33 protein-coding genes are annotated in these 25,977 nt (G+C 57.8%); 21 read left to right on the top strand and 12 right to left on the bottom strand.

The features are described from left to right. The first annotated feature begins 85 nt into the window (after positions 1–85). The 5 genes from ACFDAU_RS14965 (at position 86) to ACFDAU_RS14945 (ending at position 3,757) form a co-directional block, all read left to right on the top strand. The gene (locus ACFDAU_RS14965) at positions 86–766 is read left to right on the top strand and encodes a PEP-CTERM sorting domain-containing protein (protein ID WP_413437703.1); all 681 of its coding nucleotides are present in this window, start codon (positions 86–88) and stop codon (positions 764–766) included. A gap of 226 nt (positions 767–992) precedes the next feature. Then, positions 993–1,994 carry an NADPH-dependent aldehyde reductase Ahr gene (ahr, locus tag ACFDAU_RS14960; protein ID WP_413437702.1) on the top strand — a complete coding sequence of 334 codons (1,002 nt, stop codon included), beginning with the start codon at positions 993–995 and terminating at the stop codon, positions 1,992–1,994. Between the two features lie 260 nt (positions 1,995–2,254). After that, entirely contained in the window at positions 2,255–2,395 is a 141-nt protein-coding gene (locus ACFDAU_RS14955) for a DUF4389 domain-containing protein (RefSeq protein ID WP_413437701.1), read from the top strand. Between the two features lie 285 nt (positions 2,396–2,680). Further along, positions 2,681–3,199 (top strand): cupin domain-containing protein, encoded by a 519-nt coding sequence (locus tag ACFDAU_RS14950; protein ID WP_413437700.1) that lies wholly within the window; start codon positions 2,681–2,683, stop codon positions 3,197–3,199. Between the two features lie 111 nt (positions 3,200–3,310). Continuing rightward, positions 3,311–3,757, top strand: a complete 447-nt coding sequence (locus tag ACFDAU_RS14945; protein WP_413437699.1) for a VOC family protein — start codon at positions 3,311–3,313, stop codon at positions 3,755–3,757. Positions 3,758–3,819: 62 nt separating this feature from the next. On the opposite strand, the gene ACFDAU_RS14940 is transcribed toward ACFDAU_RS14945, so the two are convergent. Beyond that, entirely contained in the window at positions 3,820–4,395 is a 576-nt protein-coding gene (locus ACFDAU_RS14940) for a uracil-DNA glycosylase (protein ID WP_413437697.1), read from the bottom strand. A 148-nt stretch (positions 4,396–4,543) separates the two neighbouring features. On the opposite strand from ACFDAU_RS14940, the gene ACFDAU_RS14935 reads away from it, so the two are divergent. The 11 genes from ACFDAU_RS14935 (at position 4,544) to dacB (ending at position 12,616) form a co-directional block, all read left to right on the top strand. Next, entirely contained in the window at positions 4,544–4,888 is a 345-nt protein-coding gene (locus ACFDAU_RS14935; RefSeq protein WP_413437696.1) for a type 1 pili tip component, read from the top strand. Further along, the gene (locus ACFDAU_RS14930) at positions 4,885–5,244 is read left to right on the top strand and encodes a DUF488 domain-containing protein (protein WP_413437694.1); all 360 of its coding nucleotides are present in this window, start codon (positions 4,885–4,887) and stop codon (positions 5,242–5,244) included. The genes ACFDAU_RS14935 and ACFDAU_RS14930 overlap by 4 nt, the downstream gene beginning before the upstream one ends. 311 nt (positions 5,245–5,555) lie before the next feature. Further along, the gene (locus ACFDAU_RS14925) at positions 5,556–6,491 is read left to right on the top strand and encodes a hypothetical protein (RefSeq protein ID WP_413437693.1); all 936 of its coding nucleotides are present in this window, start codon (positions 5,556–5,558) and stop codon (positions 6,489–6,491) included. Positions 6,492–6,687: 196 nt separating this feature from the next. Beyond that, entirely contained in the window at positions 6,688–6,996 is a 309-nt protein-coding gene (locus ACFDAU_RS14920; protein ID WP_413437692.1) for a DUF202 domain-containing protein, read from the top strand. A gap of 80 nt (positions 6,997–7,076) precedes the next feature. Then, on the top strand, positions 7,077–8,033 hold the full coding sequence (locus tag ACFDAU_RS14915; protein WP_413437691.1) for a glutathione S-transferase family protein: 957 nt from the start codon (positions 7,077–7,079) through the stop codon (positions 8,031–8,033). A gap of 5 nt (positions 8,034–8,038) precedes the next feature. Continuing rightward, positions 8,039–8,641, top strand: a complete 603-nt coding sequence (locus ACFDAU_RS14910; RefSeq protein ID WP_413437690.1) for an SGNH/GDSL hydrolase family protein — start codon at positions 8,039–8,041, stop codon at positions 8,639–8,641. A gap of 104 nt (positions 8,642–8,745) precedes the next feature. Beyond that, on the top strand, positions 8,746–8,973 hold the full coding sequence (locus tag ACFDAU_RS14905; protein ID WP_413437689.1) for a hypothetical protein: 228 nt from the start codon (positions 8,746–8,748) through the stop codon (positions 8,971–8,973). A gap of 292 nt (positions 8,974–9,265) precedes the next feature. Continuing rightward, the gene (locus ACFDAU_RS14900; RefSeq protein ID WP_413437688.1) at positions 9,266–9,781 is read left to right on the top strand and encodes a DNA-deoxyinosine glycosylase; all 516 of its coding nucleotides are present in this window, start codon (positions 9,266–9,268) and stop codon (positions 9,779–9,781) included. A 70-nt stretch (positions 9,782–9,851) separates the two neighbouring features. Further along, the gene (locus ACFDAU_RS14895; RefSeq protein WP_413437687.1) at positions 9,852–10,151 is read left to right on the top strand and encodes a DUF1840 domain-containing protein; all 300 of its coding nucleotides are present in this window, start codon (positions 9,852–9,854) and stop codon (positions 10,149–10,151) included. 52 nt (positions 10,152–10,203) lie between these two features. Next, positions 10,204–11,160, top strand: coding sequence for a DMT family transporter (locus tag ACFDAU_RS14890; RefSeq protein WP_413437686.1), 957 nt, complete (start codon positions 10,204–10,206; stop codon positions 11,158–11,160). 34 nt (positions 11,161–11,194) lie between these two features. Further along, positions 11,195–12,616 (top strand): D-alanyl-D-alanine carboxypeptidase/D-alanyl-D-alanine-endopeptidase, encoded by a 1,422-nt coding sequence (gene dacB, locus ACFDAU_RS14885; protein WP_413437685.1) that lies wholly within the window; start codon positions 11,195–11,197, stop codon positions 12,614–12,616. Positions 12,617–12,703: 87 nt separating this feature from the next. Here dacB and ACFDAU_RS14880 read toward each other — a convergent pair whose 3' ends face one another. The 6 genes from ACFDAU_RS14880 to ACFDAU_RS14855 all read right to left on the bottom strand — a co-directional run bounded on the left by ACFDAU_RS14880 (position 12,704) and on the right by ACFDAU_RS14855 (position 16,832). Beyond that, positions 12,704–13,174, bottom strand: coding sequence for a hypothetical protein (locus ACFDAU_RS14880; RefSeq protein WP_413437684.1), 471 nt, complete (start codon positions 13,172–13,174; stop codon positions 12,704–12,706). A gap of 139 nt (positions 13,175–13,313) precedes the next feature. After that, positions 13,314–14,786, bottom strand: coding sequence for a 4-hydroxy-3-polyprenylbenzoate decarboxylase (gene ubiD / locus ACFDAU_RS14875; RefSeq protein ID WP_413437683.1), 1,473 nt, complete (start codon positions 14,784–14,786; stop codon positions 13,314–13,316). Continuing rightward, on the bottom strand, positions 14,783–15,280 hold the full coding sequence (gene rfaE2 / locus ACFDAU_RS14870; RefSeq protein WP_413437682.1) for a D-glycero-beta-D-manno-heptose 1-phosphate adenylyltransferase: 498 nt from the start codon (positions 15,278–15,280) through the stop codon (positions 14,783–14,785). The genes ubiD and rfaE2 overlap by 4 nt, the downstream gene beginning before the upstream one ends. Before the next feature lie 29 nt (positions 15,281–15,309). Then, a complete protein-coding gene (locus ACFDAU_RS14865) occupies positions 15,310–15,879 on the bottom strand; it encodes a BON domain-containing protein (protein ID WP_413437681.1) in 570 nt (189 codons plus the stop codon). Beyond that, positions 15,879–16,469, bottom strand: coding sequence for a phosphoheptose isomerase (locus ACFDAU_RS14860; protein WP_124703214.1), 591 nt, complete (start codon positions 16,467–16,469; stop codon positions 15,879–15,881). The genes ACFDAU_RS14865 and ACFDAU_RS14860 overlap by 1 nt, the downstream gene beginning before the upstream one ends. 27 nt (positions 16,470–16,496) lie before the next feature. Beyond that, entirely contained in the window at positions 16,497–16,832 is a 336-nt protein-coding gene (locus ACFDAU_RS14855; RefSeq protein WP_413439555.1) for a YraN family protein, read from the bottom strand. A 61-nt stretch (positions 16,833–16,893) separates the two neighbouring features. On the opposite strand from ACFDAU_RS14855, the gene rsmI reads away from it, so the two are divergent. The 4 genes from rsmI to cydB all read left to right on the top strand — a co-directional run bounded on the left by rsmI (position 16,894) and on the right by cydB (position 21,492). Then, entirely contained in the window at positions 16,894–17,763 is an 870-nt protein-coding gene (gene rsmI, locus ACFDAU_RS14850; protein ID WP_413437680.1) for a 16S rRNA (cytidine(1402)-2'-O)-methyltransferase, read from the top strand. A 73-nt stretch (positions 17,764–17,836) separates the two neighbouring features. Continuing rightward, positions 17,837–18,880 (top strand): dihydroorotase, encoded by a 1,044-nt coding sequence (gene pyrC, locus ACFDAU_RS14845; RefSeq protein WP_413437679.1) that lies wholly within the window; start codon positions 17,837–17,839, stop codon positions 18,878–18,880. Between the two features lie 165 nt (positions 18,881–19,045). Further along, positions 19,046–20,464 (top strand): cytochrome ubiquinol oxidase subunit I, encoded by a 1,419-nt coding sequence (locus ACFDAU_RS14840; RefSeq protein ID WP_413437678.1) that lies wholly within the window; start codon positions 19,046–19,048, stop codon positions 20,462–20,464. Next, entirely contained in the window at positions 20,464–21,492 is a 1,029-nt protein-coding gene (cydB, locus tag ACFDAU_RS14835; RefSeq protein ID WP_413437676.1) for a cytochrome d ubiquinol oxidase subunit II, read from the top strand. The genes ACFDAU_RS14840 and cydB overlap by 1 nt, the downstream gene beginning before the upstream one ends. A gap of 57 nt (positions 21,493–21,549) precedes the next feature. On the opposite strand, the gene ACFDAU_RS14830 is transcribed toward cydB, so the two are convergent. The 5 genes from ACFDAU_RS14830 to ACFDAU_RS14810 all read right to left on the bottom strand — a co-directional run bounded on the left by ACFDAU_RS14830 (position 21,550) and on the right by ACFDAU_RS14810 (position 25,088). After that, positions 21,550–22,179: a GGDEF domain-containing protein gene (locus tag ACFDAU_RS14830; RefSeq protein ID WP_413437675.1), complete on the bottom strand. Its 630-nt coding sequence runs from the start codon at positions 22,177–22,179 to the stop codon at positions 21,550–21,552. A gap of 68 nt (positions 22,180–22,247) precedes the next feature. Continuing rightward, positions 22,248–22,769, bottom strand: a complete 522-nt coding sequence (sodC, locus tag ACFDAU_RS14825; protein ID WP_413437674.1) for a superoxide dismutase [Cu-Zn] SodC — start codon at positions 22,767–22,769, stop codon at positions 22,248–22,250. A 204-nt stretch (positions 22,770–22,973) separates the two neighbouring features. Then, positions 22,974–23,744 (bottom strand): NAD-dependent epimerase/dehydratase family protein, encoded by a 771-nt coding sequence (locus tag ACFDAU_RS14820; protein ID WP_413437673.1) that lies wholly within the window; start codon positions 23,742–23,744, stop codon positions 22,974–22,976. Positions 23,745–23,786: 42 nt separating this feature from the next. Further along, complete coding sequence (locus ACFDAU_RS14815; protein WP_413437672.1) at positions 23,787–24,242, bottom strand: N-acetyltransferase family protein; 456 nt, start codon at positions 24,240–24,242, stop codon at positions 23,787–23,789. 105 nt (positions 24,243–24,347) lie between these two features. Further along, positions 24,348–25,088, bottom strand: coding sequence for a sulfotransferase family protein (locus ACFDAU_RS14810; protein WP_413437671.1), 741 nt, complete (start codon positions 25,086–25,088; stop codon positions 24,348–24,350). A gap of 488 nt (positions 25,089–25,576) precedes the next feature. Between ACFDAU_RS14810 and ACFDAU_RS14805 the strand changes: the two genes are divergently transcribed. Further along, entirely contained in the window at positions 25,577–25,777 is a 201-nt protein-coding gene (locus ACFDAU_RS14805; protein ID WP_413437670.1) for a hypothetical protein, read from the top strand. The last annotated feature ends 200 nt before the right edge of the window (positions 25,778–25,977 follow it).

Genomic DNA, 25,977 nt, shown 5'->3' with positions numbered 1-25,977 from the left:
GAATAAAGCTTCCGCTCCGCCTGTTTATGTGGATGCAACCACGCCTGTGGCTTGCATTCAATCCATTCAGACCAAGGAGTGCATCATGTTGAATTGCCCGTTGTGCCGTGTGGGGCTTGTTGCTCTTGCCGCTTTCAGCATCAACCCCGTTCACGCCAGTGTCATTACCGATGCGACCAACGACTTTCTGCCCAGCTTCACCGTCGCACCCCACAACAGCGACCTGGACGTCGTCAGCGCCGCCGGTTTCTATAACACAAGCGCTCAGCAATTCACTTTCAGCGCCACGCTGGCCGGGGCGCTGGGGCAGACTCCCGGCGCGCTGTATGTCTGGGGTCTGGACCGCGGCCAGGGTACGCAACGCTTCCTGAATGGATCGCCACCGATCGGCGCGGGCATATTCTTCGACTCCGTGCTGATTCTGCGTCCCAACGGCACCGGCGTGTACAACGACTTCATCAACAGCACGACGACCAACCTGGCCGCCGGCAGCGTGCAGTTGAACGGCAATACCATTACCGGTGCGGATCTGCCGCTGTCGCTGTTCCCGTCCACCGGTTTCCAGCCGGGTGACTATACTTGGAACATCTGGCCGCGCGTGGGGCTGGGGCAGAACAACCAGATCAGCGACTTCGCTCCCGACGCGGCAAATGTGCCCGTCACTTCCGTTCCCGAACCGGAGACCTATGCCATGCTGCTGTCGGGGCTGGGCTTGATCGGCATGCTCCGGGCACGCCGCAAGCGGGTTCGGCCTCAGCCGGCCTGAACGCGCCCGCCCGTCCGGGAATGTGACGGGCCCATTGCCGGGCTGGAGGAAAGAATTCACCGGCCGTATAAAGGTCCATCCGGCTTGCTCTGCTTCAGGTTGAGCGGGACGATTGTTGTCGTCCGCAACCATTTCGATCCTGTGAACTCCAAAAAAGATATATCAGCAAGAAACATCACGCTGGTATGGGGATTGAATGTTCACATTGACCAGAAGGAGAGCCAGCATGATCAAAGCGTTTGCTGCATTTGAACCACACGGAGAACTTAAGCCCTTCGAATATGATCCGGGCCAACTCAAGCCGGACGAAGTTGAAATCGACGTTCAGTATTGCGGTATCTGCCATAGCGATCTGAGCGTGATCGACAATGAATGGGGGATTACCGAGTATCCGGTAGTTCCCGGACACGAGGTGGTCGGAACGGTCGGCAAAATCGGCGCAGGCGTCAAGCACTTGAAGGTCGGCCAGGTGGTGGGGCTGGGCTGGCATGCCGGGTATTGCAACGAATGCGAACCCTGCAGGACAGGCGACAACAACCTATGCGCTACCGCGCAGGCGACGATCGTCGGGCATCACGGCGGTTTTGCCGACAAGGTGCGCGCGGCGGCCAACAGCGTGGTGCCCATCCCCGAAGGCATTGATCTGGAGTCAGCCGGCCCGCTGTTTTGCGGCGGAGTTACGGTGTTTAATCCGCTGGTCCAGTTTGATATCAAGCCCACAGACAAAGTGGCGGTGATCGGCATCGGCGGCCTCGGCCACATGGCGTTGCAGTTCCTGAATGGCTGGGGCTGCGATGTCACGGCATTTACCAGCAGCGAAGACAAAAAGAAGGAAGCCCTGGAACTGGGCGCGCATCACACTTTGAATTCGCGCGACCCGAAACAAATCGAGGCGGCTGCCGGACGTTTCGACATGATCATTTCCACGGTCAATGTGAAGCTGGACTGGAATCTCTACCTCGGCACACTGAAGCCGCGCGGCCGTTTGCATTTTGTCGGCGCGACGCTGGATCCGCTCGATATCAATGTGTTTTCGCTCATCATGGCGCAGCGTTCGATATCCGGTTCTCCGGTCGGCAGCCCTTTAACCATTGCCAGGATGCTGGAGTTCGCCAAGCGCCACCACGTCAAGCCGGTCATCGAGAAATTCAGCTTTGATAATATCAATGAAGCTATCAAACGATTAAGGAGCGGCCATGCGCACTATCGCATAGTGTTGCATCGCTGATATACGCAGACCGTTACGGTAGTGGTACGTGACGGGTCTCGATTGCGTCATCTCCACTGTAAAGAAATGGACTGTCGTTATGACGATAAGGCTGTGAATTGGGTCGATATACGACTTGGAAAGGTGCCTATGCCAGCCAAGATCAGATTATCGACAATGGCACCAAGCGCAACATATGCGTTCGCGGTTTGTTCATGCTGTTGACGGGGCTGGCCCACCAGGTGACCGGAACCCCGCTGGGCATCCAGTTCTGAATCAGCTTGCTGAACGATACGCCCATTGCCCGATTGGTTTCATTCGGCCGCAGCCTGGGGCGTTATTTACAACAAATTGCCTATTTCATTACCTTTGCCTCAGAAGACACGCCTTTTCCTTTTAGCGAGTGGCCGTCAGGCGCCTGAAGAAGCGGGCGGCCGCGCTACGCTATTCGATCCCCAAGTCTGGAGATCGAATAGCATCGAATGAACATAAACCAGACCGCACGGCCGATTTTGACGACGCCGGCACAAGTCGATGCCATCGGGTATAGAATTTAATCCCATGTCTCCTTTCCACCACAGCCGGTATTGCGCTTTCAGAATGACGGGCCTGGCTGTCAAACCCACGGAAATGGGACTTCAATAGGGATCTGGCCATACCAGCCAGCGCCAGAAACAAAACGGCGTGCCAGGAAAACAGGAGGCAATATGATCAAACCCATTATCAATATCTCCGAAGTCGAACTGCTGCCGCGCCCTGCGGCGTTTGCTGCCACCGGTGAGGCCGCCCAGCGATTTGATGCCCGCATGGGTTTTGTGGCGCCACTCATAGGCGCCCAGAAACTCGGGTACAACATCACGGCGGTGCCGCCAGGCAAGCGTGCTTTCCCGTTTCACAACCACCGCGTCAATGAGGAAATGTTCTTTATTCTGGAAGGCAGCGGTGAAGTGCGAATCGGAGAGGCGGTTTACCCGGTCAAGGCGGGTGATATCGTTGCCTGCCCGCCGGGCGGCAAGGAAACAGCGCATCAGTTTATTAATACGGGCGCTGCCGAAATGAAATATCTTGCGGTGAGCACCCGATTGTCGCCCGAAATTGCGGAATATCCCGATTCGGGAAAGTTCGGCATTCTTGCGGAATTTCCCTCCGATGCGGGGGATGCGCCGCAAATGTTCCGTTTTGTCAGCAGAGAAAGCCAAAGCATCGACTATTGGGAAGGCGAATAGTCATTGGGAAAGCCTGTTGGTTGATCCCGCAAAACAAGAGGCATAACCAGGCGGGATCGATATCGTAGGCGAACCAGGTAATCAGCCCTACACACAATCGAGAAATCCGCTATGCCTGAGATTACCGGAATCGATCATGTCTACATTACCGTGTCAGACCTCGAGAAATCGGAGCGTTTCTACGACCAGGTTCTCCTGCAGACGCTGGGCTTTCGCAAGAACAGGTTCGTGCTGGCTGGCGATCCGCACATTCAGTACTTCAACCGCCACTTCGGTTTCGTCCTGCGTCCCGCGCGAGTCATTGCGGCACATGACGCATACTCGCCCGGGCTGCATCACTTTTGCCTGCGGGTGGATTCAATTGCCGAGGTGGAAAGTGTCGCCGGGCAGCTCCGCGCCGCAGGAATCGCCGCCACCGAAGCGCGGCTATACCCGGAATATGCGCCTGACTACGCCGCGACATTTTTCTCCGACCCGGACGGGATTCGCCTTGAAGTGACCAATTATCGCCAAGAGCGCCGCGAACGCCATGACAACTGGCAACAGCAGGCCAATTGATGCATACCGTTTCTATGGGCAACACAGCGAATGGCCTTGTGGAGGGTGCGTTTACAGTGGCGTCAAACGTTATCTATCAGGCTGCGCAATTGCACCAGGTCGGCTTCGAAAATCTGGCGCCACGCAGGATTTCTTCCGGCTGCTGCGGGATGATAGGTCGGAAAGTAAAGGCGGTCTCTTTGAATCAGACGGCCCCGGATGCGGGACAAGCTTGCTTCTCCCAGCAATGCCTTGGCAGACACACCTCCCAGAATACAGATGATAAACGGCTGGATAACGCTGATCTGCCGTTGCAAATGGGCCGCTATGCAGGTTTCGACCTCGATTTTCCGGGGCAGACGGTTGTGCGGCGGCCGGCATTTCACCACACTGGTTATGAACAAGTCTTGCCGTTTCAGTCCGGCAATCTGCAACGCATGATCCAGGATTTTTCCAGAGCGCCCGACGAAGGGCCTGCCCTGAAGGTCTTCCTGTGCGCCAGGGGCTTCGCCAATCAGCATGATGCGGGCGCACGCTGATCCTTCGCCGGGAACCGCGCAGTGACGCTCCTGATAAAGCGTACAACGCGCGCAACTGCGCACTTCGTCGGCGATGGCACTCAGATTCATGGGTTCAAGGGCGGTCCGGGGACGGCTCATTTTACGCCATGCCGCATTTTGGCCCCAATAGCCACAAGTGCGTGATGATGCACGCAATGCCAGGAGATAGCGCCGTCGCTTAATATCGCTTTTAAAGCAAGATGCTATATTGATCGCAGCCAGAATTGTATGGAGCTCGGAAAAAGTTATGAATATTACGGATCTGATGAAGGCATGGGAAAGCTCGGCAAATGGCCATCTGACCGAGAAGGAATACCGAATCCGGCTGCCGCTTCCCGATGCCGCGAAAATCGCGGCGCTGGCCGAGATGTACCCGCGCCGCAACGAAACGGAGATCATCAGCGAGTTGTTAACGGCGGCGCTGAACGAGCTCGAGCGCGCCATGCCTTATGTTCAGGGCGACAAGGTGATTGCGCGGGATGATCAAGGCGATCCGATTTACGAAGATGTTGGGCCTACCCCCCGATTCCTTGCCTTGAGCAGAAAATACCGGGAGATGCTGGAAAAAGACCCGGCAGCGCGCGCGGAATGATAAAGCTGAAGCGTGTCTACGCAGCGCCGGATGCACAGGACGGTACGCGCGTTCTTGTTGAAAGGCTGTGGCCGCGGGGGCTGGATAAACAGCACGCGAAGGTGGATGTATGGCTGAAAGAAATCGCTCCGAGCACGGAACTGCGCAAATGGTTTTCTCATGACCCCGTCCGATGGACCGAATTCCAGACCCGTTACAAAACCGAATTGGCTGAAAAATCCGCGCTGCTTGCCCAGTTAAAACTGATGGCCCAGCACGCCACAATAACGCTGGTTTTCGCGGCGAAAGATGAACAGCACAACAGCGCGATTGTTTTGAAACGCTATCTGGAACAATTCTCTGCGCGGGCCGTTTAGATACACCGCCAAACGGGAAAGCCATTTCCTGTATGCGGCAAGTTCAGCGGGCATGATGCTTTACCCCAGTTGTTGTTCCTGATTTATTGTTGTTGTAATCCTGTAACCGGCTTGGTCTAATTTAGTTGATGTCCGGCAGGGTTTACTGAACACTGGTTTCCTTTCCTTATTTTTGCGGTGTGCTCAGGGGATGAATCCGGAAACCATTTGCCTACCGACGTTATCCAAATCAATGCTCGAGCCATGGCTGTTCCGGATACGCAAGCTGCCGCGAAATTTTTTCAATCACGCGAGATTCTATTTGTAAAAACATGAAAAATTCATGGAAAGAGTGCATCTATCTGCAACGGGAAGAGCTGGCGCGCAAGCTGCACGAACCGCTGGCGCGTCTGGCTGAACAATGCAAGCCGGCGTGGGGCAATCGCGAGCAATTGAATGAGATTCTTGCTCAAGGTTTTGCCAGCGTGCCTTATTGCGCTTTTTTGTATTGCCTGAATACCGATGGCACCCAGATTTGTGACAATGTCGGTCAGGAGGGGCTGGCGCCTGAACATTACGGGCGCGACCGTTCGCAGCGCCCGTATATGAAGGAGGCCGTACCGGCATGGGGGTTTTTGCTTTCCGATGCATACATCAGCCTGATGGGGCGCCGGCCGTCACTCACGGCGCTACAGGTGGTGCGCTCGGATTCCGGCATGCTGGGCTATCTGGGCGCCGACTTTGACCTGCGCGATCTGCCGGTAACGTCCGAACTCTACGAAGAACCGGGTTATTGGCGGCAGGTGAAGGGCGACCCGGCCATTCGCGGCACGGTGTTTCAGCAATGCCGCGTGGACAGCCCCATGGACGGTAATCTGGAACAAGCTTTATCCATTCTTGAAGAATTGCTGACGCTGCGCGGCGTATTTCAGTGCCAGATTCACTTTTCCAGCAGTCAGGCGACCATCTGGACCGTGGATGACCCGTTCCGCTATCGCATGCTGGATCACGAGGCTTTGAGCGATCCAGACATCTGCCTGGTATTTCCGCCGCGCCCCTACCCGAATGATGCGGCCATTCCGCAGCATGATATCGCACGAATTTTGAGTACCATGCAATCCTTGCGCTTTGCCGATCCAACCATCTATCTGCGCACGGCCTCGATCAACATTTTCAACGGCATGATCAGCCTGACCTTCTCCTGCGATGGATCGCATTACATGTCCTATGTTGAATTTTTGCTGAAGGATACGTCGTTCTGGTTTTGAGTGCGGATCGAGTGATCAGCATACCTGCGAGTACTGAATTCCCCGCCAAACCCCACATCGCGGCTGGTAAGTTTATAATGGCCGCCCATGGCGCCTGACAGCTCATATATTCCCGGTCCCCAATCATGCGGTGCTTTGCACTGCAACTGGGGACTTTTCATTTCTAACTATCTTCATTCAAGGAGACCCTGGCAAGATGGAACACGGCCCATATTCACGGTTTGAGGCAGCAGAGCTGATTTTGAGAGATCAACTGGCTATTGATCGTACGCTGCTGGCGAATGAGAGAACCTTCCTGTCGTATCTGCGCTCAGCGGTTGCATTGCTCATTGCCGGCGTATCGATTATTCATTTCTCGCATCAGAACTGGTTTACTGCTGTGGGGATTATCTGCATCCCGAGCGGCGTGTTGACGGGTATCTTCGGTTTCTGGAGGTTCAAAAAAATGAACAATGCCATTTCGGTGGTACGCGTGGAGTTGCGCAATATTTCGGTGCCAAATTAGGGCAATAAACCATCCGCTGCGGGCGCTGCAACAGGTCTCATTGCGCGCCTGCTCCCGGTCCGGTCAGGCAAGGGGGTGCAATGATTACTCTTTACGAGCTGCACTGGTCGCATTATTGCGAGAAGATCCGCCTGGCGCTTCACTACATGGGTCTGAAATGGTGCATGGTGGGCATCGACGCCTTCAACAAGAGCCAGTTGCACGAACACCCCTTGCCTGCGCATCTGCCCGGCCACACGGTGCCGGCCATCCATGATGCACGCACCGGCAGGTTTGTCATGGATTCGACGCCGATACTGCGCTATCTCGCAGCCAATTACCCGGAGGCGCCGAATCTTTTCCCCGGCGATCAAACCAACCGGGAAGCGATCGATGCAAAGCTGGTCGAATTCGACACATTGCTGGGAATACCGGCACGCCGCTTTGGCTACACCCAGGTCATACTTGAATGCCCGGACCTGTTGGCCGATCTGTTTCTGTCCCATCGGGGCAGGGGGCTGTTCAGCGCACCCGTGCTTCGTTCCGTCGCCGGGGCATGCCTTGGAATCCTGCTGAGCAAACGTTTTGCGTTTCATCGCTCGGAATCGTTGGGGCTGTATGAAGCGTTGGAGGCATATCTGTTGCAGCTCGCCGCGCAACTGGAGGGCAGGGCGTTTATCGTCGGCGACATGTTTTCTGCAGCGGATATCGCGTTTGCCGCACAGATCAGGCCGCTGACTGTCGTGCCTTTCTTTGCGGAACATCCGCGCCTGCAGGGTCTGTTTGAACGCCATCTCCAAACCATAGCCCGCTGCGGTGGAGAAAGCCATTTCCTGTATCAAACCGGCATTGCGAACGCCAGAAAACACAAACCGCCGGTGCGCCGCAGGCTGCGCACGTTGACGGCTTCGTTGCCATTTCAGAGCCACGGAGACTTGTCCGCTAACGACCAGAACCATATCTGGACATGGGGCATGCTGGCCATGCCATTTCACTACTTTGTCAGTTTGCGCAGCGGGAAGGTACGCCAGCATCTCGCCACCGCAAACGTGCGGTAGCCACCATGCACTGGAACCATTTTGTGGCCCTGGGCGACAGCATTACAGCCAGCGTGGGTGACAGTGTTCCGGGCGTTGAATCACTGCGCTGGGCTGACCGTATCGCTCATGCATTGCGCCGGACCAATCCCGGCCTGCGTTATGACAACCTGGCTCAACATGGTCATACCACACAGGATGTCCACACCCGGCAGTGTCCCGAAGCTGTGGCGCTGCGCCCGGATCTGGTCAGCATTCTGAGTGGCGGAAATGACGTCCTGTCGCCGCACTGGTCGCCGCCGCAATATCGGGATGCACTGGAAGCGCTGTTTCGCGCATTCAGGAAGCAAGGCGCGACAGTGATCTCCTTTACCTTGCTGAATCCGGCTTCTATCCTGCCTGCCCGGCTCGCTGCGCGGACCTGCGCGCGTCTGCAAGAGGCGCACGCCATTATTCGGGATTTAAGCGGGCAGTATCAGTGCATCTGTGTGGATTGCTGGCATCTGGCGAGCACTCATGACCCGCGGATATGGAGCGCAGATCGCAAGCATCCGAATGCGTTGGCCCATCAATTGGTCGCGGCGGAGGTCGAGAGATGTTTGCATCTGGCCACCGGTATCCCCGCATGACTTGAAAGCACTCCAGAAGCGTGGCTCCGGCCGAGGTAGCGAGACGATCAGGTAATGTTGTAGCATTAAAATGTCTTTTTCCATTAATTCTAGGATGAATTGCGATGAGAAAAACGCCTGATGAGGAGTACCTCGAAAAAGCCAAGCTTTTGACCGAGGAAGAAACGGAGCGCCTGTTGTCGAGAATGCGTACAAAGTTAATGCGCAGACTCGAAGATAAAAAACTGAGCGCCCTGGAAGTTGTGGCGATTCAGCTTGAGATAGAGGACAAGGAACTCAATGAATGGCGCGAGAGGATGGCTGAAATAGCGAAAAGGACGAAGAATAAATAGCCTGATTATCACTTTGCCAAAGACAAACGCTGGTTCGAGTCATTGCAGACCAAGCGGTAAAGTCCGTGTCTAAAAGGTTTAGGTGAACGGATTTTGAATCCAGATAACGGGTGATTCTGGCGCCGTGCACCCACACTGGCGCCGGACGAAATAGATAGGCATGAGGCAAAATGGGTAACGTGGCAAGCTGCTAAAGCAACCTTTGCATACCAAAAACCTGTCCCAGCTTGAAAAATCCGCGAACGCATTGCGAACGATGCACTCTATAGGTAATTGTTCCATCCACGTTGCCATGTCCCAAGTCCATAGCTTTTTACCCATTGCCGATGCGCAGGCGCGCGTGCTGATTCTGGGCAGCATGCCGGGCAAGCTTTCATTGCAGGCACAGCAATATTATGCCCATCCGCGCAACGCGTTCTGGCCGATATTGGGTGAACTGGTGGGCGCCCATGCAGAGCTGCCATACCAGGCCAGAATGCAGGTACTGAAGGCCAATGGCATCGCGCTCTGGGACGTGCTGAAGTCCTGCACGCGCGAGGGCAGCCTGGATTCCGATATTGACGATGCCTCCATCATTGCCAATGATTTCGCATCGTTCCATCGGGCGCATCCGGATATCGCCCATGTTTTTTTCAATGGCGCCAAGGCGGAAGCCTGTTATCGTAAACATGTATTGCCAAGCCTCGGCCTGGCAGCTCAGCTGCACTATCAACGCCTGCCCTCTACCAGCCCGGCGCATGCTTCGTTGACACGCGCGCAGAAGCTCAAGGCGTGGGAAATCGTCAAGCTGAGAACGCAGTTTTTGTGATTCCGTTTACCGGTGGACCCAAGGATATAATGGGTCTAATTCCGGCCAATCCAACTTCAAGGACCTCATCATGCTTATCACTTTTCGTACCGACGCGTATGCGGACATCACCATGTTTGGTGATGTGGCGCTTGGCCTGATCAAGTTGATGGGGCACAGCGCCACGGTGCCGGGAGCGATTCTGGCCGCTGATGTGCCTGCTGCGTTACAGCGGTTGCAGGCAGGCGTGACAGCAGCGCCGCAATCCGGCGCAGCAGCCGATGACAATGCCGACGAACCCTCGGTGAGTCTGTCGCACCGTGCCTTGCCGCTGATCAAGTTGCTGGAAGCGGCAGCGGCGGCGAAATCCGACGTGATGTGGAACCAATAATCGCGTCAATCAATGCATCTGCGATCAATTCAGACCAGATAAAGCTAAGGTCATGGCTCAACAGCGCAACCCCGGGCTTTTCACAGGCATGCTGGCCTTGTTGCTGGCCGCTGTGTTGTGGGGCGGCATGTTCCCGGTGGCCAAATCGGCGCTGGTGACGCTGGATGCATTCTGGCTCACGCTGATTCGCTATGGCAGCGGTGCGCTGTTGTTTGTAGCCTTGCTGGCCGCAATCGAGGGGCGCAGCATGCTGCGTTTCGAGTCACGCGTTCTATCGCTATGGGCGTATGGCACGGCGGGTTTTGCCGGCTTCAGCATCCTGGCGTTTTTGGGTTTGTCGCGTTCGCAGCCGGAGCATGGCGCCATCATCATGGCGCTGATGCCGCTATTGGGTGTACTGGTGAATGCGCTGTGGCGCGGGGTACGCCCCACGCCATTGAATATGGTTGCAATCGTACTGGCCCTGGGTGGTGTCGCGCTGGTCATTACCAAAGGGCATCTGAGCGCGCTGCTGCATGGCGGTGAGGTGAGGGCGGATTTGCTGATTCTGGCCGGTGCGCTGTGCTGGGTGATCTACACGCTGGGCGCGCAGGATTTCCCCGGCTGGTCGCCGCTGCGTTACACCTCGCTGAGCTGCCTGATGGCCGTGCCCAGCATCGTGGGGATTACCTTGCTGGCTACGCTGGCGGGCATTGCACATGTACCTTCGGCGTCTACGCTGGCCGGACTCTCCGGCGAATTGATTTATATGATCCTGTTTGCCGGCGTGGTCGCGGTGCTGGCGTGGAACATGGGCATCAAGACACTCGGCGCGGGCGGCGTGCTGTTTATCAATTTTGTGCCTGTCACCGCTCTGATCATCGGCTGGTTGCAGGGCCATCGCCTGAGCGCCGCAGAACTGACCGGCGCGTTGATCGTCATGGGTGCGCTGGTGCTGGGCAATCTCGGCCGGCGCCCTGCGGCGCGTGCACCGCAATCTACTCTGTGCCGTTGCGATGCAGGAGAGTAAGCGCGCCTTGCGATCAGCCGTGAGCTGTCTGCCCATGCGTACGATGATTTTGCGTGTTCAGTGGCTGGTTTTATTGCTGGTATGGAGCACTGCATGGGCGGGCAATGGCGCCTTGCCCGCATCGGTGCAGGCTGCACTGCGCCAGGCCAATATCCCGGCCAGCCATGTCGGTGTGGTGGTATGGGAAGCAGGCAAGCATGCACCACTGCTGAGCCATGATGACAGGCTGTCCTTTAACCCCGCCTCGACCATGAAACTGGTGACCAGCTATGCCGCGCTGGAACTGCTGGGCCCTGCCTATACCTGGAAAACCGAGGTCTATACCGACGGCAGTCTGGTCGATGGCGTGCTCACCGGCAACCTCTACATCAAGGGCTATGGCGACCCGCAACTGACCCTGGAGCGTTTCTGGCTGCTGCTGCGCGAGTTGCGTAGCCGGGGCGTGCGCGAGATTCGCGGCGATCTGGTGCTGGACCAAAGTTATTTCAGCTTGCCCGCCGCTGACCCGGCAAGTTTCGACGGCGAACCGGGGCGTGCCTACAACGCGGTTCCAGCCGCGCTGATGGTCAATTTCAACAGCACGGCACTGCGCCTCACGCCATTATCCGGCGGCGTGGCTGTTTACGCCGACCCGTTGCCGCCGGGCATGCGTCTGGTCAACAAACTGCAACTCGACAATGCACCATGCGGCGAATGGCGCGACCGTATCGATATCCAATGGCTGCCCGACAACGGCAATAGCCGTCTGGTGCTGAATGGCAATTACGCTGCGGCGTGCGGCGAGAAAAGCACCGCGTTCAATCTGGGTGACGCCAGCGTATCGGTGGCGGATGCATTCCGCATGCTGTGGCAGGAATCCGGGGCGCGTTTCACCGGCAACTGGCGTACAGGCGAAGTGCCAGCCAGCGCGCAACGTTTGGTCGTATTCGAGTCGCCGCCGCTGGCCGAGGTGGTGCGCAGCCTCAACAAATTCAGCAATAACGTCATGGCGCGCAGTCTGTTTCTGAGCCTGGGCGCGGTGAAGAATGGTGCGCCCGGAAACACACAAAAATCGGCTGACGTGGTGCGCGTCTGGCTGGCCGGCAAAGGCTTGCATTTTCCCGAACTGGTGCTGGAAAACGGCTCCGGCCTGTCGCGCATCGAGCGCATCAGTCCGCACAGCATGGCGCAATTATTACTGGCCGCCTACAACAGCCCGGTGTTTGCCGAGCTTGAATCCGCGTTGCCCATTGCCGCCGTGGACGGCACCATGAAGTCGCGCGGCAAGGACACCCCGCTGGCAGGCCATGCGCACATCAAGACCGGCACGCTGGAAGGCGTCAAAACCATCGCCGGTTATGTGTTCGACCAAACCGGGAAGCGTTTTGTGGTGGTGTTTGATATCAACGACACGAATGCGGCGGCGGGTGGCGCTGCGCAGGATGCGTTGCTGGAATGGGTTTACAACGGCCGCTAGATTTACGGATTTGGGCCATCGTCCGGAACTGCGCCTCGGCGTTGGGTATGCCGGGGCGCGGCAGCATTATTTAACTACTGACGACGTTTAGTCGTCATGGCGATCCCTGCCATGACCCCGGCCGCGATCTTCCCCGTGTCCGTGTCCGCGGCCGTGATCCCGTTCGTTGTCATAGCCGTGATTGCCACGGTTTTCATAACCGTGTTCCCTGCCCCGGTCACCGTGCTCTTCGCGGTAGCGCGGTACATACACGTCGTTGTACCAGCTATCGCGGACGAAATAGACCGGCCGGCCACAGGCATTGTATTCGTGGCAGTGTTTGCGCCAGTGTTTGGCGTGGCCGGGCGGCACGCGCAGATAAATCGGTCGCAGCGACGACCGATGGCGCTCAATCACGATGGGTTCAGCATAGATAAGCTGGGGCCGAGGATAGGTGTTGCCGATGTTGATCTGCCCATAAAAACCGGGCTGGCCGATATTGACCGAGACGCCAACGTCGGCGGCAAGCGCCGGACTGGCCGCGATGGCGATGAGGGCGGTAAACAGGAAGCGTTTCATGCGTGAACTCCTTGGTGAGTAATTGTTATGCTGCGTTGCAGCTTGTCAGCTTAACGACGGACTGGACATGATAGGCGCAAGCGTGTCATTGCGTATATAGGTGTTATGTCAGGAATGTACCGGCATACGCCTGCTCTGCTCAGCTCTTGCCCAAACCGAGTTCGTCCCACATCGCATCTACGCGCTGTTTCACGCCGGCGTCCATGATAATCGGCGTGCCCCATTCGCGCGTGGTTTCGCCCGGCCATTTGTTGGTAGCGTCCATGCCCATCTTGCCGCCCAGGCCGGACACCGGGCTGGCGAAATCGAGGTAATCAATCGGGGTGTTTTCCACCAGCAGCGTATCGCGTACCGGATCCATGCGCGTGGTGATCGCCCAGATCACTTCCTTCCAGTCGCGGATGTTGATGTCGTCGTCCACCACCACGATGAACTTGGTGTACATGAACTGGCGCAGGAAGCTCCATACGCCGAACATCACGCGCTTGGCGTGGCCGGGGTAGCTTTTCCTGATGCTGACCACCGCCAGCCGGTACGAGCAGCCTTCCGGCGGCAGGTAGAAATCGGCGATCTCGTTGAACTGTTTTTGCAGCAGCGGCACGAACACTTCGTTGAGCGCCACGCCCAGTACCGCGGGTTCGTCGGGCGGCTTGCCGGTGTAGGTGCTGTGGTAGATGGGATTGTTGCGCATGGTGATGCGCTCGATGGTGAACACCGGGAAGCTGTCCATCTCGTTGTAGTAACCGGTGTGGTCGCCGAACGGGCCTTCCTGCGCCATTTCGCCGGGATGGATGACGCCTTCCAGCACGATCTCGGCGCTGGCGGGTACCTGCAAATCGCTGCCGAGGCACGTCACCACTTCGGTTTTTGCGCCACGCAGCAGCCCGGCGAACTGGTACTCGGACAGCGAATCCGGCACCGGCGTCACCGCGCCGAGAATGGTGGCCGGGTCGGCACCCAGCGCGACTGCGACAGGAAACGGTTTACCCGGATGCGCCAGCTGGAACTCGCGGAAATCCAGCGCACCGCCGCGATGCGCCAGCCAGCGCATGATGACCTTGTTGGGCGCGATAACCTGCTGGCGGTAGATGCCCAGATTCTGGCGTTTTTTGTGTGGCCCGCGGGTGACGGTGAGCCCCCAGGTGATGAGCGGCCCGGCGTCACCCGGCCAGCAGGTCTGGATGGGCAGCTTGGCCAGATCCACATCGGCACCCTCCCAGACGATGTCCTGACATGGGGCGCTGCTCACTTCTTTGGGCGCCATGTTGAGCACCTGCTTGAATACCGGCAGCTTGTCCCAGGCGTCTTTCAGGCCTTTGGGGGGTTCCGGTTCTTTCAGGAAAGCCAGCAGCTTGCCCACTTCGCGCAGCGCTTCGACCGAGTCTTCGCCCATGCCCAGCGCCACCCGGCGCGGCGTGCCGAACAGGTTGCCGAGCACCGGCATGGTATGGCCAGTGGGGTGCTCGAACAGGATGGCCGGGCCTGCGGCTTTCAGCACGCGGTCGCATATTTCCGTCATTTCCAGGCGTGGATTCACAGGCGTGGCGATACGCTTCAACTCGCCGATTTTTTCCAGTTGCGCAATGAAATCGCGCAGGTCTTTGTATTTCAAGCAAGCCCCCGGATGCGTGTCAAGGTCGCGGTCGTGGAAGTGGTGTGCAGGAATGGAATGGAATGTACCTGCCCGCCCCAGCCGAGGACTTCGCGGCCGCCGACCATGGCCTCCACTGGCCAGTCGCCGCCTTTGACCAGCACGTCGGGATGAATCAATTGGATGAGCGCCAGCGGGGTATCGTCGTCGAAGCCGGTCACGCCGTCGACCGAGCCGAGAGCGGCCAGTACCGCCATGCGGTCCTCCAGACAATTGATGGGGCGATCCGCCCCCTTGTTCTGGCGTCGCACCGAGTCATCCGAGTTGACTCCGACGATCAGCGCCGCACCCAGCGCACGCGCCTGCGCCAGATAGGTGACGTGTCCGCGGTGCAGGATATCGAAGCAGCCGTTGGTGAACACCAGCGGGCGCGGCAGACGCGCGAGCAGTGCGGACAGCGTTTGCGGCGTGGCAATTTTGGCCTCGAAATCAGGCTGCGGGTAGGTGGATTTCAACGACAGGGCTCGTTCATGAATAACCCGGCTTACTGAACGATCTGGAATAATTTGACCACTTTTTTCACCCCGCTGGTGGTGCTGGCGAGCTGCGCGGCGTCATCTGCTTCCTGTTGAGTGACCAGGCCCATCAAATACACCACGCCGTTTTCAGTGACCACTTTGACGTAGTTGACCTGGAAACGTTTGGCGTCGAGAAAGCGTGCTTTGACCTTGGTCGTGATGTAGGCGTCGTTGCTGCGCGAGGAGAGCAGGGACACCGGACCCACCACGGTCTGGTTGTATACCTTGCGTACATTGCCCACGCCCTGAACGATGTCGGTGATTTTTTGCTGAGCCTCGGCAGTCGGCACTTCGCCGGTAAGCAGCACGTCGTGATTAAAGCTGGTGACATTGACATGCGTGTCTTTTGGATAGGCCTCGCCGATGCGGTTGCCCGCACGCAATTCGATTTCCTGGTCTTCGATGTAGGCGGCGGAGCTGCGGCGGTCTGCCGCCATCAACGCGCCTGCCCCGATGCCGGTTGCGACCAGCGGCACGCAACCCTGCAATTGCAATAGTGCCAAACCCAGTGCGGCAACAATCAATGTAGTACGCATTATTCGACTCCTAAAATTAAACAATCAATTCCATCGCACAGGCAGTGGATGGTGAGCAGATGGACTTCCTGAATTCGTGCCGTGGAAGTCGCAGGTACGCAGATGTGGACGTCATCGTCGCGCAGAAGTTCGTCGATCTGCCCGCCGCCGTTGCCGGTAAGCGCCACGACACGCATGTCGCGAGCGTGGGCAGCGCGAATCGCCTCGATCACATTGCGCGAATTGCCGCTGGTGGAAATCGCCAGCAATATGTCGCCCGCGTGGCCAAGTGCGGCGACCTGTTTGGAAAAAACCTGGCTGAAATCGTAGTCGTTGGCGATCGAGGTCAGGATCGATGTGTCGGTGGACAGCGCAATCGCGGCCAGACCGGGACGCTCGATTTCGAAGCGATTGACCAGCTCGGAGGAAAAATGCTGTGCGTCGGCTGCGGAACCGCCATTCCCGCAGGACAGGATTTTGCCGTCCGCGAGCAGGCATTCGCTCATGTGTTCCACGGCCAGGGCGATGGGCACGGCGAGCGTGTCCATGGCGTCCATTTTCAGGCGAGCGCTGTCGCCAAAGTGTTCAGATATACGTGCGATTAGGTCCATAGGTCAAATTATGACACACGCCATGCACTATGCACCGAAGGCGTCGGGTATCCACTCGATCTCTTCGCCTTCAAACAGCAGCGCATCAAACCGGCATGGCGGGGGTTTTCCGAGTTGACCCAGATAGTGTTGCGCGGCGGCGATGAGTTTGCGCTGCTTGGTCACATCGATACTGGCGGCCGCGCCGCCGAAAGCGCGCGAGCGGCGGCTGCGTACTTCCACGAAGACCAGTGTGGCACCGGCGCGCATGATCAGATCGATTTCGCCAAAGCGGCAGCGATAGTTTTTTTCCACCAGCACCAGCCCGTGCCGGATCAGATACGCAGCCGCCGCCTGTTCGGCCTGCGGCCCGCTGGCCGCCATCAGGATTTGCTCCGGCAGGCTGTGGCGGCGACAATAGCGGGATTGGTCAGCGGCGGTAAACATGCATACATGCGGGACATTATATGTGGTGGCAACGCCCATCGGTAATCTGGGTGACATTACCCAGCGTGCGCTGGAAGTGCTGCGGTCGGTTGACCTGGTTGCGGCAGAAGATACCCGCCACAGCGGCCAGTTGCTTACCCGGCTGGGGATTCAGGCGCGTTTTGTCGCGCTGCATGAACACAATGAGCAGCAGATCAGCGCGCGTCTGGTAACGGACATGCAGGCCGGCAAGAACGTGGCGCTGGTGACGGATGCAGGCACCCCGGCGATCAGCGACCCCGGTACATTGCTGGTGGCGGCGGCGCACGCGGCGGGAATTACCGTAGTGCCGGTGCCGGGCGCGAGTGCGGTGATCTGTGCGCTATCGGCAGCCGGGGTGGTTGCGCCGCACTGGCTGTTTTACGGTTTTCTGCCGGCCAAATCCTCGGCACGACGCAATGCCCTGGCTGCACTCGCCCGCCTGCCGTATGTGCTGGTGTTCTACGAAGCACCGCATCGCATTCTCGACTGCGTGGCGGATCTGGCCGAAACCCTGGGCGGCACGCGGCGCGTGACCCTGGCGCGCGAACTGACCAAGCTGTTCGAATCCATTCACAGCTTGCCGCTGGGCGAAGCGCAGGCCTGGCTGGCAGCCGACCCCAACCGCCAAAAAGGCGAATTCGTGCTGATCGTGGAAGGCGCACCCGTGGCCGATGCGGATGAAGACACACTGCGCCTGCGCGACACGCTGGCCGTGCTGCTGGAAGAATTGCCGGTGAAACAGGCGGCGCAACTGGCTGCCAGACTCACCGGCCAGAAGAAAAATGCCGCTTACGAACTGGCTTTGCAAATGCGCGATGCCGCGGCAGGCCACGAAGAAAAAACCTGAAACCCGGGCCACGGCGGAATGGTTTCCTCGGTAGCCGCTGCGGCTAATATGTTTTCTACAGGAATGAATGCACATGGACACACTTATCCTCACCCGCCCCGACGACTGGCACCTGCATCTGCGCGACGGCGCCGCCATGCAATCGGTATTGCCCGACACTGCAAAGCGCTTTGCCAGAGCCATCGTCATGCCCAATCTCAAGCCGCCGGTGCGTACCGTGGAAGAGGCGCGCGCCTACCGTGAGCGCATCCTGGCGGCCCTGCCTGCCGGGTCGGATTTCCAGCCGCTGATGACGCTCTATCTCACCGACAACACTGATCCCGGCGAGATTGCCCGCGCCCAGGACAGCGGCTTCGTCCACGCGGTGAAATATTACCCGGCGGGTGCCACCACCAATTCGGACATGGGCGTGACCGATCTGTCCCGCTGCGACGCGGTATTCGCCGAGATGGAGCGCCTCGGTGTACCGCTGCTGCTGCACGGTGAGGTCACCGATGCCAGCGTCGACGTGTTCGACCGCGAGGCGGTATTCATCGAACGCCATCTGATCCCGCTGACGCAAAAATTTCCCGCCCTGCGCATCGTGCTGGAGCATCTCACCACACAACAAGGCGTGGAGTTTGTAAACGCCGCACCCGCCAACGTGGCCGCCACAATCACTGCGCACCACCTGCTGTACAACCGTAACGCCATGTTCCAGGGCGGCGTCCGGCCGCATTACTTCTGCCTGCCCATATTGAAGCGCGAACAGCATCGCCAGGCCCTGATCGCCGCCGCCACCAGTAGCAGCCCGAAATTTTTCCTCGGCACCGATAGCGCCCCGCACCCGGTGGGCGCCAAGGAATCCGCCTGCGGCTGCGCCGGTATCTATACGGCGCATGCCGCGCTGGAACTGTATGCCGAAGCTTTCGACGTGGTGGGCAAGCTGGACAAACTCGAAGGCTTCTCCAGCCAGTTCGGCGCGGATTTCTATGGCCTGCCGCGCAATAGTTCGCGCGTTACGCTAAAGCGTGAAACCTGGGCGGTGCCGGCCATCAAGGCGTTGGGCGAATACAGCCTGGTGCCGTTGCGGGCGGGAGAAAATGTGGGATGGACATTCGCAGGCAGTGTGGATTAAAAGCCCCACAGGGCATGAAATAGAGATATTGGCTTAATAAATTCCGCGCACCGGGAACAAATCAGCAGCAGATATGCCTTAACAGTAGCCTAATAAATCAGTAATTGCTTATAAACTGATATTTTGGGTCTTACGACACTGCTATTGCTGGTTGAGGATTTCCCCATGGATCTGCTACACAACCCCGAGTTCCTCTCGCGCGCGCAATTCGGCTTCATCGCCTTGTTCCATATCCTATGGCCGCCGCTGACCATCGGTCTGGCGCTGATCCTGTTCGCGCTGGAAGCCGCCTGGGTCAAGACGCGCAAAGTGTTCTATTACCAGCAGGCACGGTTCTGGACCAAAATTTTCCTGATCAACTTCGGCGTCGGCGTGATCAGCGGCCTGCCCATGGAGTTTTCCTTCGGCACCAATTGGGGGCCGTTCTCCATCGCCAGCGGCGATTTTTTCGGCAATATTCTGGGTTTTGAAACCGCCATGGCGTTCATGCTCGAGGCGGGTTTCCTCGGCATCATGCTGTTCGGCTGGAAGCGCGTCAGCCCGGGCATGCATCTGTTTGCCACCGGCATGGTCGCATTCGGCAGCACGCTGTCGGCATTCTGGATCATGGTCGCCAATTCGTGGATGCAGACGCCCGCCGGGGTGACGATGCAGCATGGCAAGTTCGCCATTACCAGTTACTTCGACGCGGTTTTCAATCCCGATCTGGCGCACGGCTTTAGCCACATGTTCATGGCGTGCATCGAGCTTTCGCTGGTGGTGGTCGCGGGCGTGAGTGCTTATTATCTATTGAAGCAGCGCCACCGCGAGTTCTTCCTGCCGTCGTTCAAATGGGCGGTGATTGCCCTGGCGGCGGTGGCGCCGCTGCAAATCCTGATTGGCGACTCGGCCGGCGGCGCGCTGGCGCAGACGCAACCGGCCAAGCTGGCGGCCATCGAAGCGCTGTGGCATACCAACAAACCGGACACGGGCGCGCCCTGGGCGATTGCTGTGCTGCCCAATCAGGCGGCGCAGAAAAACGATTGGGAGATCGCCGTGCCGGACGTGACCAGCCTGATTGTCACGCACTCGCTTACCGGCCGGGTGCAGGGACTAAGCGATTTCAAACCAGCTGACCAGCCGCCGGTGCTGATCCCGTTTTACAGTTTCCGCGTGATGCTGGTGGCCGGCGTGTTCATTGCATTCATGGCCGTGGTGACGCTGTGGATGCTGTGGCGGCACAAGGCGCAGATGCTGGCTGCCAGCGTGAGCCGTAACAAGTGGCTGCTGCGCGGTTGGCTGCTGACCATACCGGCGGCGTACATCGCCATCGAGGCGGGCTGGCTGGTGCGTGAAGTGGGGCGGCAGCCGTGGATTGTGTACGGCATGATGCGCACTGCGCACGGCGTCAGTAACGTGCCGGTCGCGGTGCTGCAGTGGTCGCTGCTGTCGTACGTCGTGTTTTACAGCGTGATCGGCATTGCGGCACTGGTATTCATGCGCGGCGTGCTGCGCAAAGGGCCGGTGTTTGAAGACCCGCCCCATCAATCGGCGCGTCACACCGGTATTCACACTCAGCCTGCCGTTGCACAAGGAAGCCATTGATGGAAGCCGTCGCACTCGATTCTACCCACCATCTGCTGGCAACCATCTGGTTTCTCATCATCGGGCTGTTCATGGTGATTTACGTAGTGCTCGACGGCTTCGACCTCGGTGTCGGCGTGCTCTCGCTGTTCGTCGGCGACGAGCCGCGCCGCGCGGCCATGATGTCCAGCCTGGGCAGCATCTGGGACGCCAACGAAACCTGGCTGGTGGTGATCGGCGGCACGCTGTTCGGCGCGTTTCCGCTGGTATATGGCACGGTATTGCACGGGCTGTACATCCCGGTCATCGTCATGCTGCTGGGCTTCATGCTGCGCGGCGTGTCGTTCGAATTCCACGAACTGTCGACCAACAAGCCGCTCTGGAGTTTCACGTTCGGGCTCGGCAGTCTGGTCGCCGCAGCGGCGCAAGGCTTCGCGCTGGGCGGGCTGCTCAATGGCGTGGCGGTGGTGGATGGCCATTTCGTCGGCGGCGCGATGGACTGGCTGTCGCCGTTCAGCGTGTTTGTCGCCCTCGGCGTGGTGGCCGGATACGCCATGCTCGGCTCCACCTACCTCATCATGAAATCGCGCGGCAGGATGCAGGACGCCTGCTTCGAGCGCGGCCACCTGCTGGCGCTGGCAATGATCGCGACGGCAGCCGTGGTGACGGTATGGACGCCGATGCAGTATCCGCAGATTTACACGCGCTGGTTCAGCGTTCCCAACGTGTATTACTTTGCGCTGTTGCCGCTGGCCGCGTTTTCCAGCTTCCTCATGCTGCTGCGTGCGTTGAAAAAGCGTTACGAGGTTGCGCCCTTCGTTTGGACCACGCTGATCTTCCTGTTCTCGTTTATCGGCCTGGCAGCGACCTGGTTCCCCTATCTCATACCCGGTTACGTCACCATCGATGAGGCTGCTGCCCCGAACAACACGCTGGTGTTCATGCTGGTCGGCATCGGCATGCTGATCCCGGTGATGATGACCTACAACATCTACCAGTATGTGGTGTTTCGCGGCAAGGTAGACCCGGACCACGCGCATACGTACTAGGTGCGTCGTTGTGGGAGGCGCCGGGTCCGGCGCTGGCTGGCGCAGTCGCGCTGCGCGTTACTCCAAATCCATAGGCGGAAAATCCGGCAGCGCTTCCTCGATCTGCACGGTGCGGTTTCCGCCCTCCTGTTTTGCCTCGGCGAGCGCCTTTTCGGCACGCCTGACGATCAGCTCGGAAGTGTCCCTGGGCGCATTGGTGGTAATCCCGGCGGAAAATGTCACCGCCTGACCCGGAGCGATGCCGGCCCAATCGCACCCGGCCACAGCATTGCTCAGCCGACCCATGGCAATCAGGCCCTGATCCAGCCAGGTGGCCGGTAACACGATGCCGAACTGATCACTGTCGAGACGGCCAAACCGGTCTACCGTCCTGAGCAGCTTGATCGCTGTATCGGCCACTGTTTTCAATATGGCATCTCCAGCAAGGTGACCGTATTGATCGTTCGCTGCGCCGAAATGGTCCATATCGATGATTGCGAAACTGAACGGATGCCCGGTTCGAAGCGAGCGCTGCAATTCCGCATCCAGCATCTCGGTCAGGCTGCGCCGGTTGAGCACGCCGGTCAGTGGATCATGCCGGGACAGCTCTTCGATCTGGTTGCGCAAAGCCTGGATCGCCTGGTCCTTTTCAGACAGTTGCTGGCGCAGGGAAGCGCAATTGGGGCAGGCATCTTGTTCTGTTGTCATTGCAGCTCCGTTTTGGAGACGGACAAGCAAAGGCCGCTTTGCGATTGTCCGTCGAAATGATGGGTGTTCTACAGAACCACACCGCACGCCATGCGCGCGCCTCCGCCGCCCAGGGGCGCGGGATGATCGGCATGGTTATCACCGCCCATATGGACCATCACGGAACGTCCCTTCATGTCGGCCATTTTGAGCCGTGGCGCCAGAACCGGCTGGGTGGCATTGCCGCTGGCATCCACAAACAGCGGCGGCAGGTCGCCCAGATGTCCATCGCCCCAGGGCGTGCCATGGCGATCGGTTTTTTCAGGATCGTAATGGCCGCCTGCGGCAAGCGCGGCAACCATCTTTCCATCCTTTTCCTTGGGCTGGCAATCGGCGTTTTGATGCACATGAAAACCATGCAGACCGGGCGCGAGGCCGTTGAGCGCAGGCGTAAACACCAGACCGTATTTTGATTCGGAGAGGGTCACCTGACCCACAGAAGCGCCGATGCCTTTCTCATTCACCACATGCATCGGAACCATCATATCGGCTGAAGCAGCGAATGCGGCAAGACTGGAAACAAGGGCAAATATCAACGATACGTTTTTCATGTTTTTCTCCCATTGGCAGTTGATGGAAACGCTAACGGTATCGGACAGCCGCAAGCGTCCTGATGCAGACTGACTAAAAAAGTACTGCCTGCCTATCATGCCATCGCAATTGATTGATGTGCAAGGAAATTAATCACCTTCTGCCGCCGTTGACAGACGTGCTTTCGGGAACCGGGCATTCAATATTCAGACTTTCCACAGGCATTATGGATCAGGTGAAACGTCGGCCTGGCGATTGTATGCACCGATACGGAAGTCGGCGTTCCAGCCCAGGGCCGCCCGCGCTTTATCGATGGTAACAGTCCCGCCATCCTCAGCAATATTGTAGATACCGGCATCCCCGCGCATGACTGCCCGCCGCGCTGCGTCGGCAGCGGCGTCGACATGCAGCGGTCCACCACCAGATGGTTTGTCGAAACCCGTCCCCGGCCCATAAAGTTTCCCGTAGCGGAGAACAATGGCCTCGAACGGAGCGCTGAGCACCTGCTGTTCGAGGCTGGCAACGGCCCGAGCCGATAATCCGAAATCAGGGTCTTCCAGATTCAGCGGTGCATCTTCACGGTAGGGCGTCGGGCCGGGCGCATAAACAAAAGCAAGGCTTTGGGCGACCATCCGCCGTGCTCCCGCAGCCACCGCCGCGGCGACCAGATGGCGCGTGCCGACTTCACGGAGACGCGCGTTGCGGATTAGCGCTTCAGCCATCTTTGTGGGGTCGAGCGCGGGAGGCAGGTCGGTCAGTTGATGCACCACAACATCCGGTTGCGCTGCGCAGACAATGTCGAGCAATGCTTTCTCGTCGAACACGTCCACAATCACCGGCGTTACACCCATGGCGCGCAGGGCCGATGCTTTCTCTGCCGAGCGTGTTGTACCAGTCACCGACCAGCCGTCGCGGACCAGCAACGGACAAAGCCTGCGGCCGATAACGCCTCCTGCACCGGCAACAAAAACCTTTTTGTTCAGTTCGCCTGGCATATGTGTCTCCCTTGACGCGAGGCAGCCTGCTCGGCTGCCAGTTCAGGTTGAAAGCTTGATGTGATAGACCAGAAACTGTTCATCCCGTTTCCAGCCTGCAGATTGATAAAGGGCCTGTGCAGTTTCATTGGTTGTAGCGGTTGACAGCGAGACGCGCACAGCGCCCAGTGCGCGGGCGAAATCGACGGCGGCGGACATCAGTTTTGCAGCCACGCCTTTTCTGCGTGCATGCTCATCAACATAGAGATCATTGAGTATGAATGTCCGGGCGAGAGATATGGAAGAGAAGCCGGGATAAAGCTGGGTAAAACCAACCGGCATGCCGTCTTCAAATGCGATGAACAGAATGGACTCGCCATGATCGAAGCGGGCCGATAAAAACGCTCTCGCAGCGCGAACATCGCTGGCGCGACCGTAGAATTGGCGATAAGCATCAAAAAGCGGTACAAGCGCTTCAAGATCAGACAAGATGGCTTGACGAACGGTAATGGAACTCATGTTTCCTCGAAAAGATATCGCGTTTGAGTTTATGGGCTGGATGCCGCAGGCGATCACTGCCAGTGAGTAAAGCGAACAACCGAACGGCTCTCCATGTTTTGATTTTCAGGAAAAGAAATGGACGGCTTCATAAATCAAACCGGCCAATGTCACCGAACCCACACCAAGAATGACATAGGCGCCTTTGGTAAGATCGCGCACGGTCTTTTTAATGGCTGCGCGATCGTTGACGTTAGGAAATTCCGTTTCAGGCGCCGGCACATCCAGAAACTCGCAAAGCGGTTTCCAGCCCTGGTCGGCGGAAAATACCAGCAGCCGATCGGCCGGAACCGCGGCTTTTACATCCGCGATGTGCTGATGATAGTGAGCGATGGCCAGGTCGCGATCATCCATGGTGCCCTTGTGCGAGCGCTGCCAGATCAGCTTGCGGGACATGTCGCCAAATTTTCGCCCGAACGGCGTGGCGAATTCCAGTACTTTGAACTGCCACATTGTTTCGGTGAAATAAATGGTGTCCATCGTGCTTTCATACCAGGCTTCGGCACCACGCGGGTGAACAGTCAGCACCACCTTGGCATTGGGATAAGCAGCCAGCAGTTCGCGCCATACACAGCACGCCGGGTTGTCCACCGCGGCGGTATATTTTGAAAATACCTGTGCCCAGTCGTGCTGCGCGCCCGGCGCAGAATTAGCGACTTTGCGCCAAAAATCCAGGTGCGATTTATTTTCCTTGTTTTCCAGTACTTCGAACATGTGATAGCACGGAAAACCCAACTGCTGAAGTGCGGTATAAACAGACAATGTGCCGGTGCGCCCAAACCCCGCGCCGATTATTTCCAGAGCCATGGTGATATCCCCGTTTTATAACCAACCGACATTTGGCCAGTTATCAACCCGACACCTGCTAGTACTATTTGTAATGGTACTGACGCGCATCATGCCATCGTCATTGATTGATGCGCAATGAAACGGGTGACTCCCCGTGCCTAGGGTAGCGCCCGTCTTGCTGGCAGGCTGGCTTGTAATACCTACGCCTCATAAGACAGATCCAGGCCAGAAATCGTTATTAATAAACGGCAGAATACGACCCACAAGAGACGGTCTAGGCTTATTCACTAAATATCTACTGATGGAGTGAAAGCGGACTATTCACAAGCCCACCTTCCACTTCATGCATATAGTTGGTGAACCCAAACTGGAGGATAATCCGCTATGACAGCCGTCTCTATATTAATAAATGCCAGACCCATGGGGCTCTTGTTAATTGTTGGGCATCTGAAGTCCATTCAGTCTGCCTATGCTTAGGCTTGTCACTAACTAGGAAGGGAAAAACCATGTCAATTACCAAGCGATTTATGGAGTTTCAGGAGGAACAAGACTCCATTCGAGTATCGCTTCAAGCACTTATTGATGATGAAAGAATTACAAATCCCGTGTCAGTCGGGATCGCAAAAAAATTATTGCAGATGGCAACCTCGACGCACTCTCTGCGTAGCAGAAGGAAGCCTTCTCTCGCTTCATCGCTCCTGAAATGAAAATCACCTGCGAGTTGTGTGAAACATCCATTCCTCTCGCCAGCTATCCCGAGGTAATTGCAAACGCGGAGTTCGAGGGTCAAGTTCTGTGTGACGATTGCCTCTACATGAAGGAACAAATGGGAAAGGATTGAGGCCTTTGCAATGCGCGCCACTTCACGCCACAAGATGCCCATCCCGGCATTCGAGCGGGACTGCGC

Source organism: Sulfuriferula sp. GW1, from assembly GCF_047300855.1.
Taxonomy (GTDB): domain Bacteria; phylum Pseudomonadota; class Gammaproteobacteria; order Burkholderiales; family Sulfuriferulaceae; genus Sulfuriferula.
Note: the sequence above shows the minus strand (reverse complement) of the source record. Positions and strands in the feature narration are given on the sequence as shown.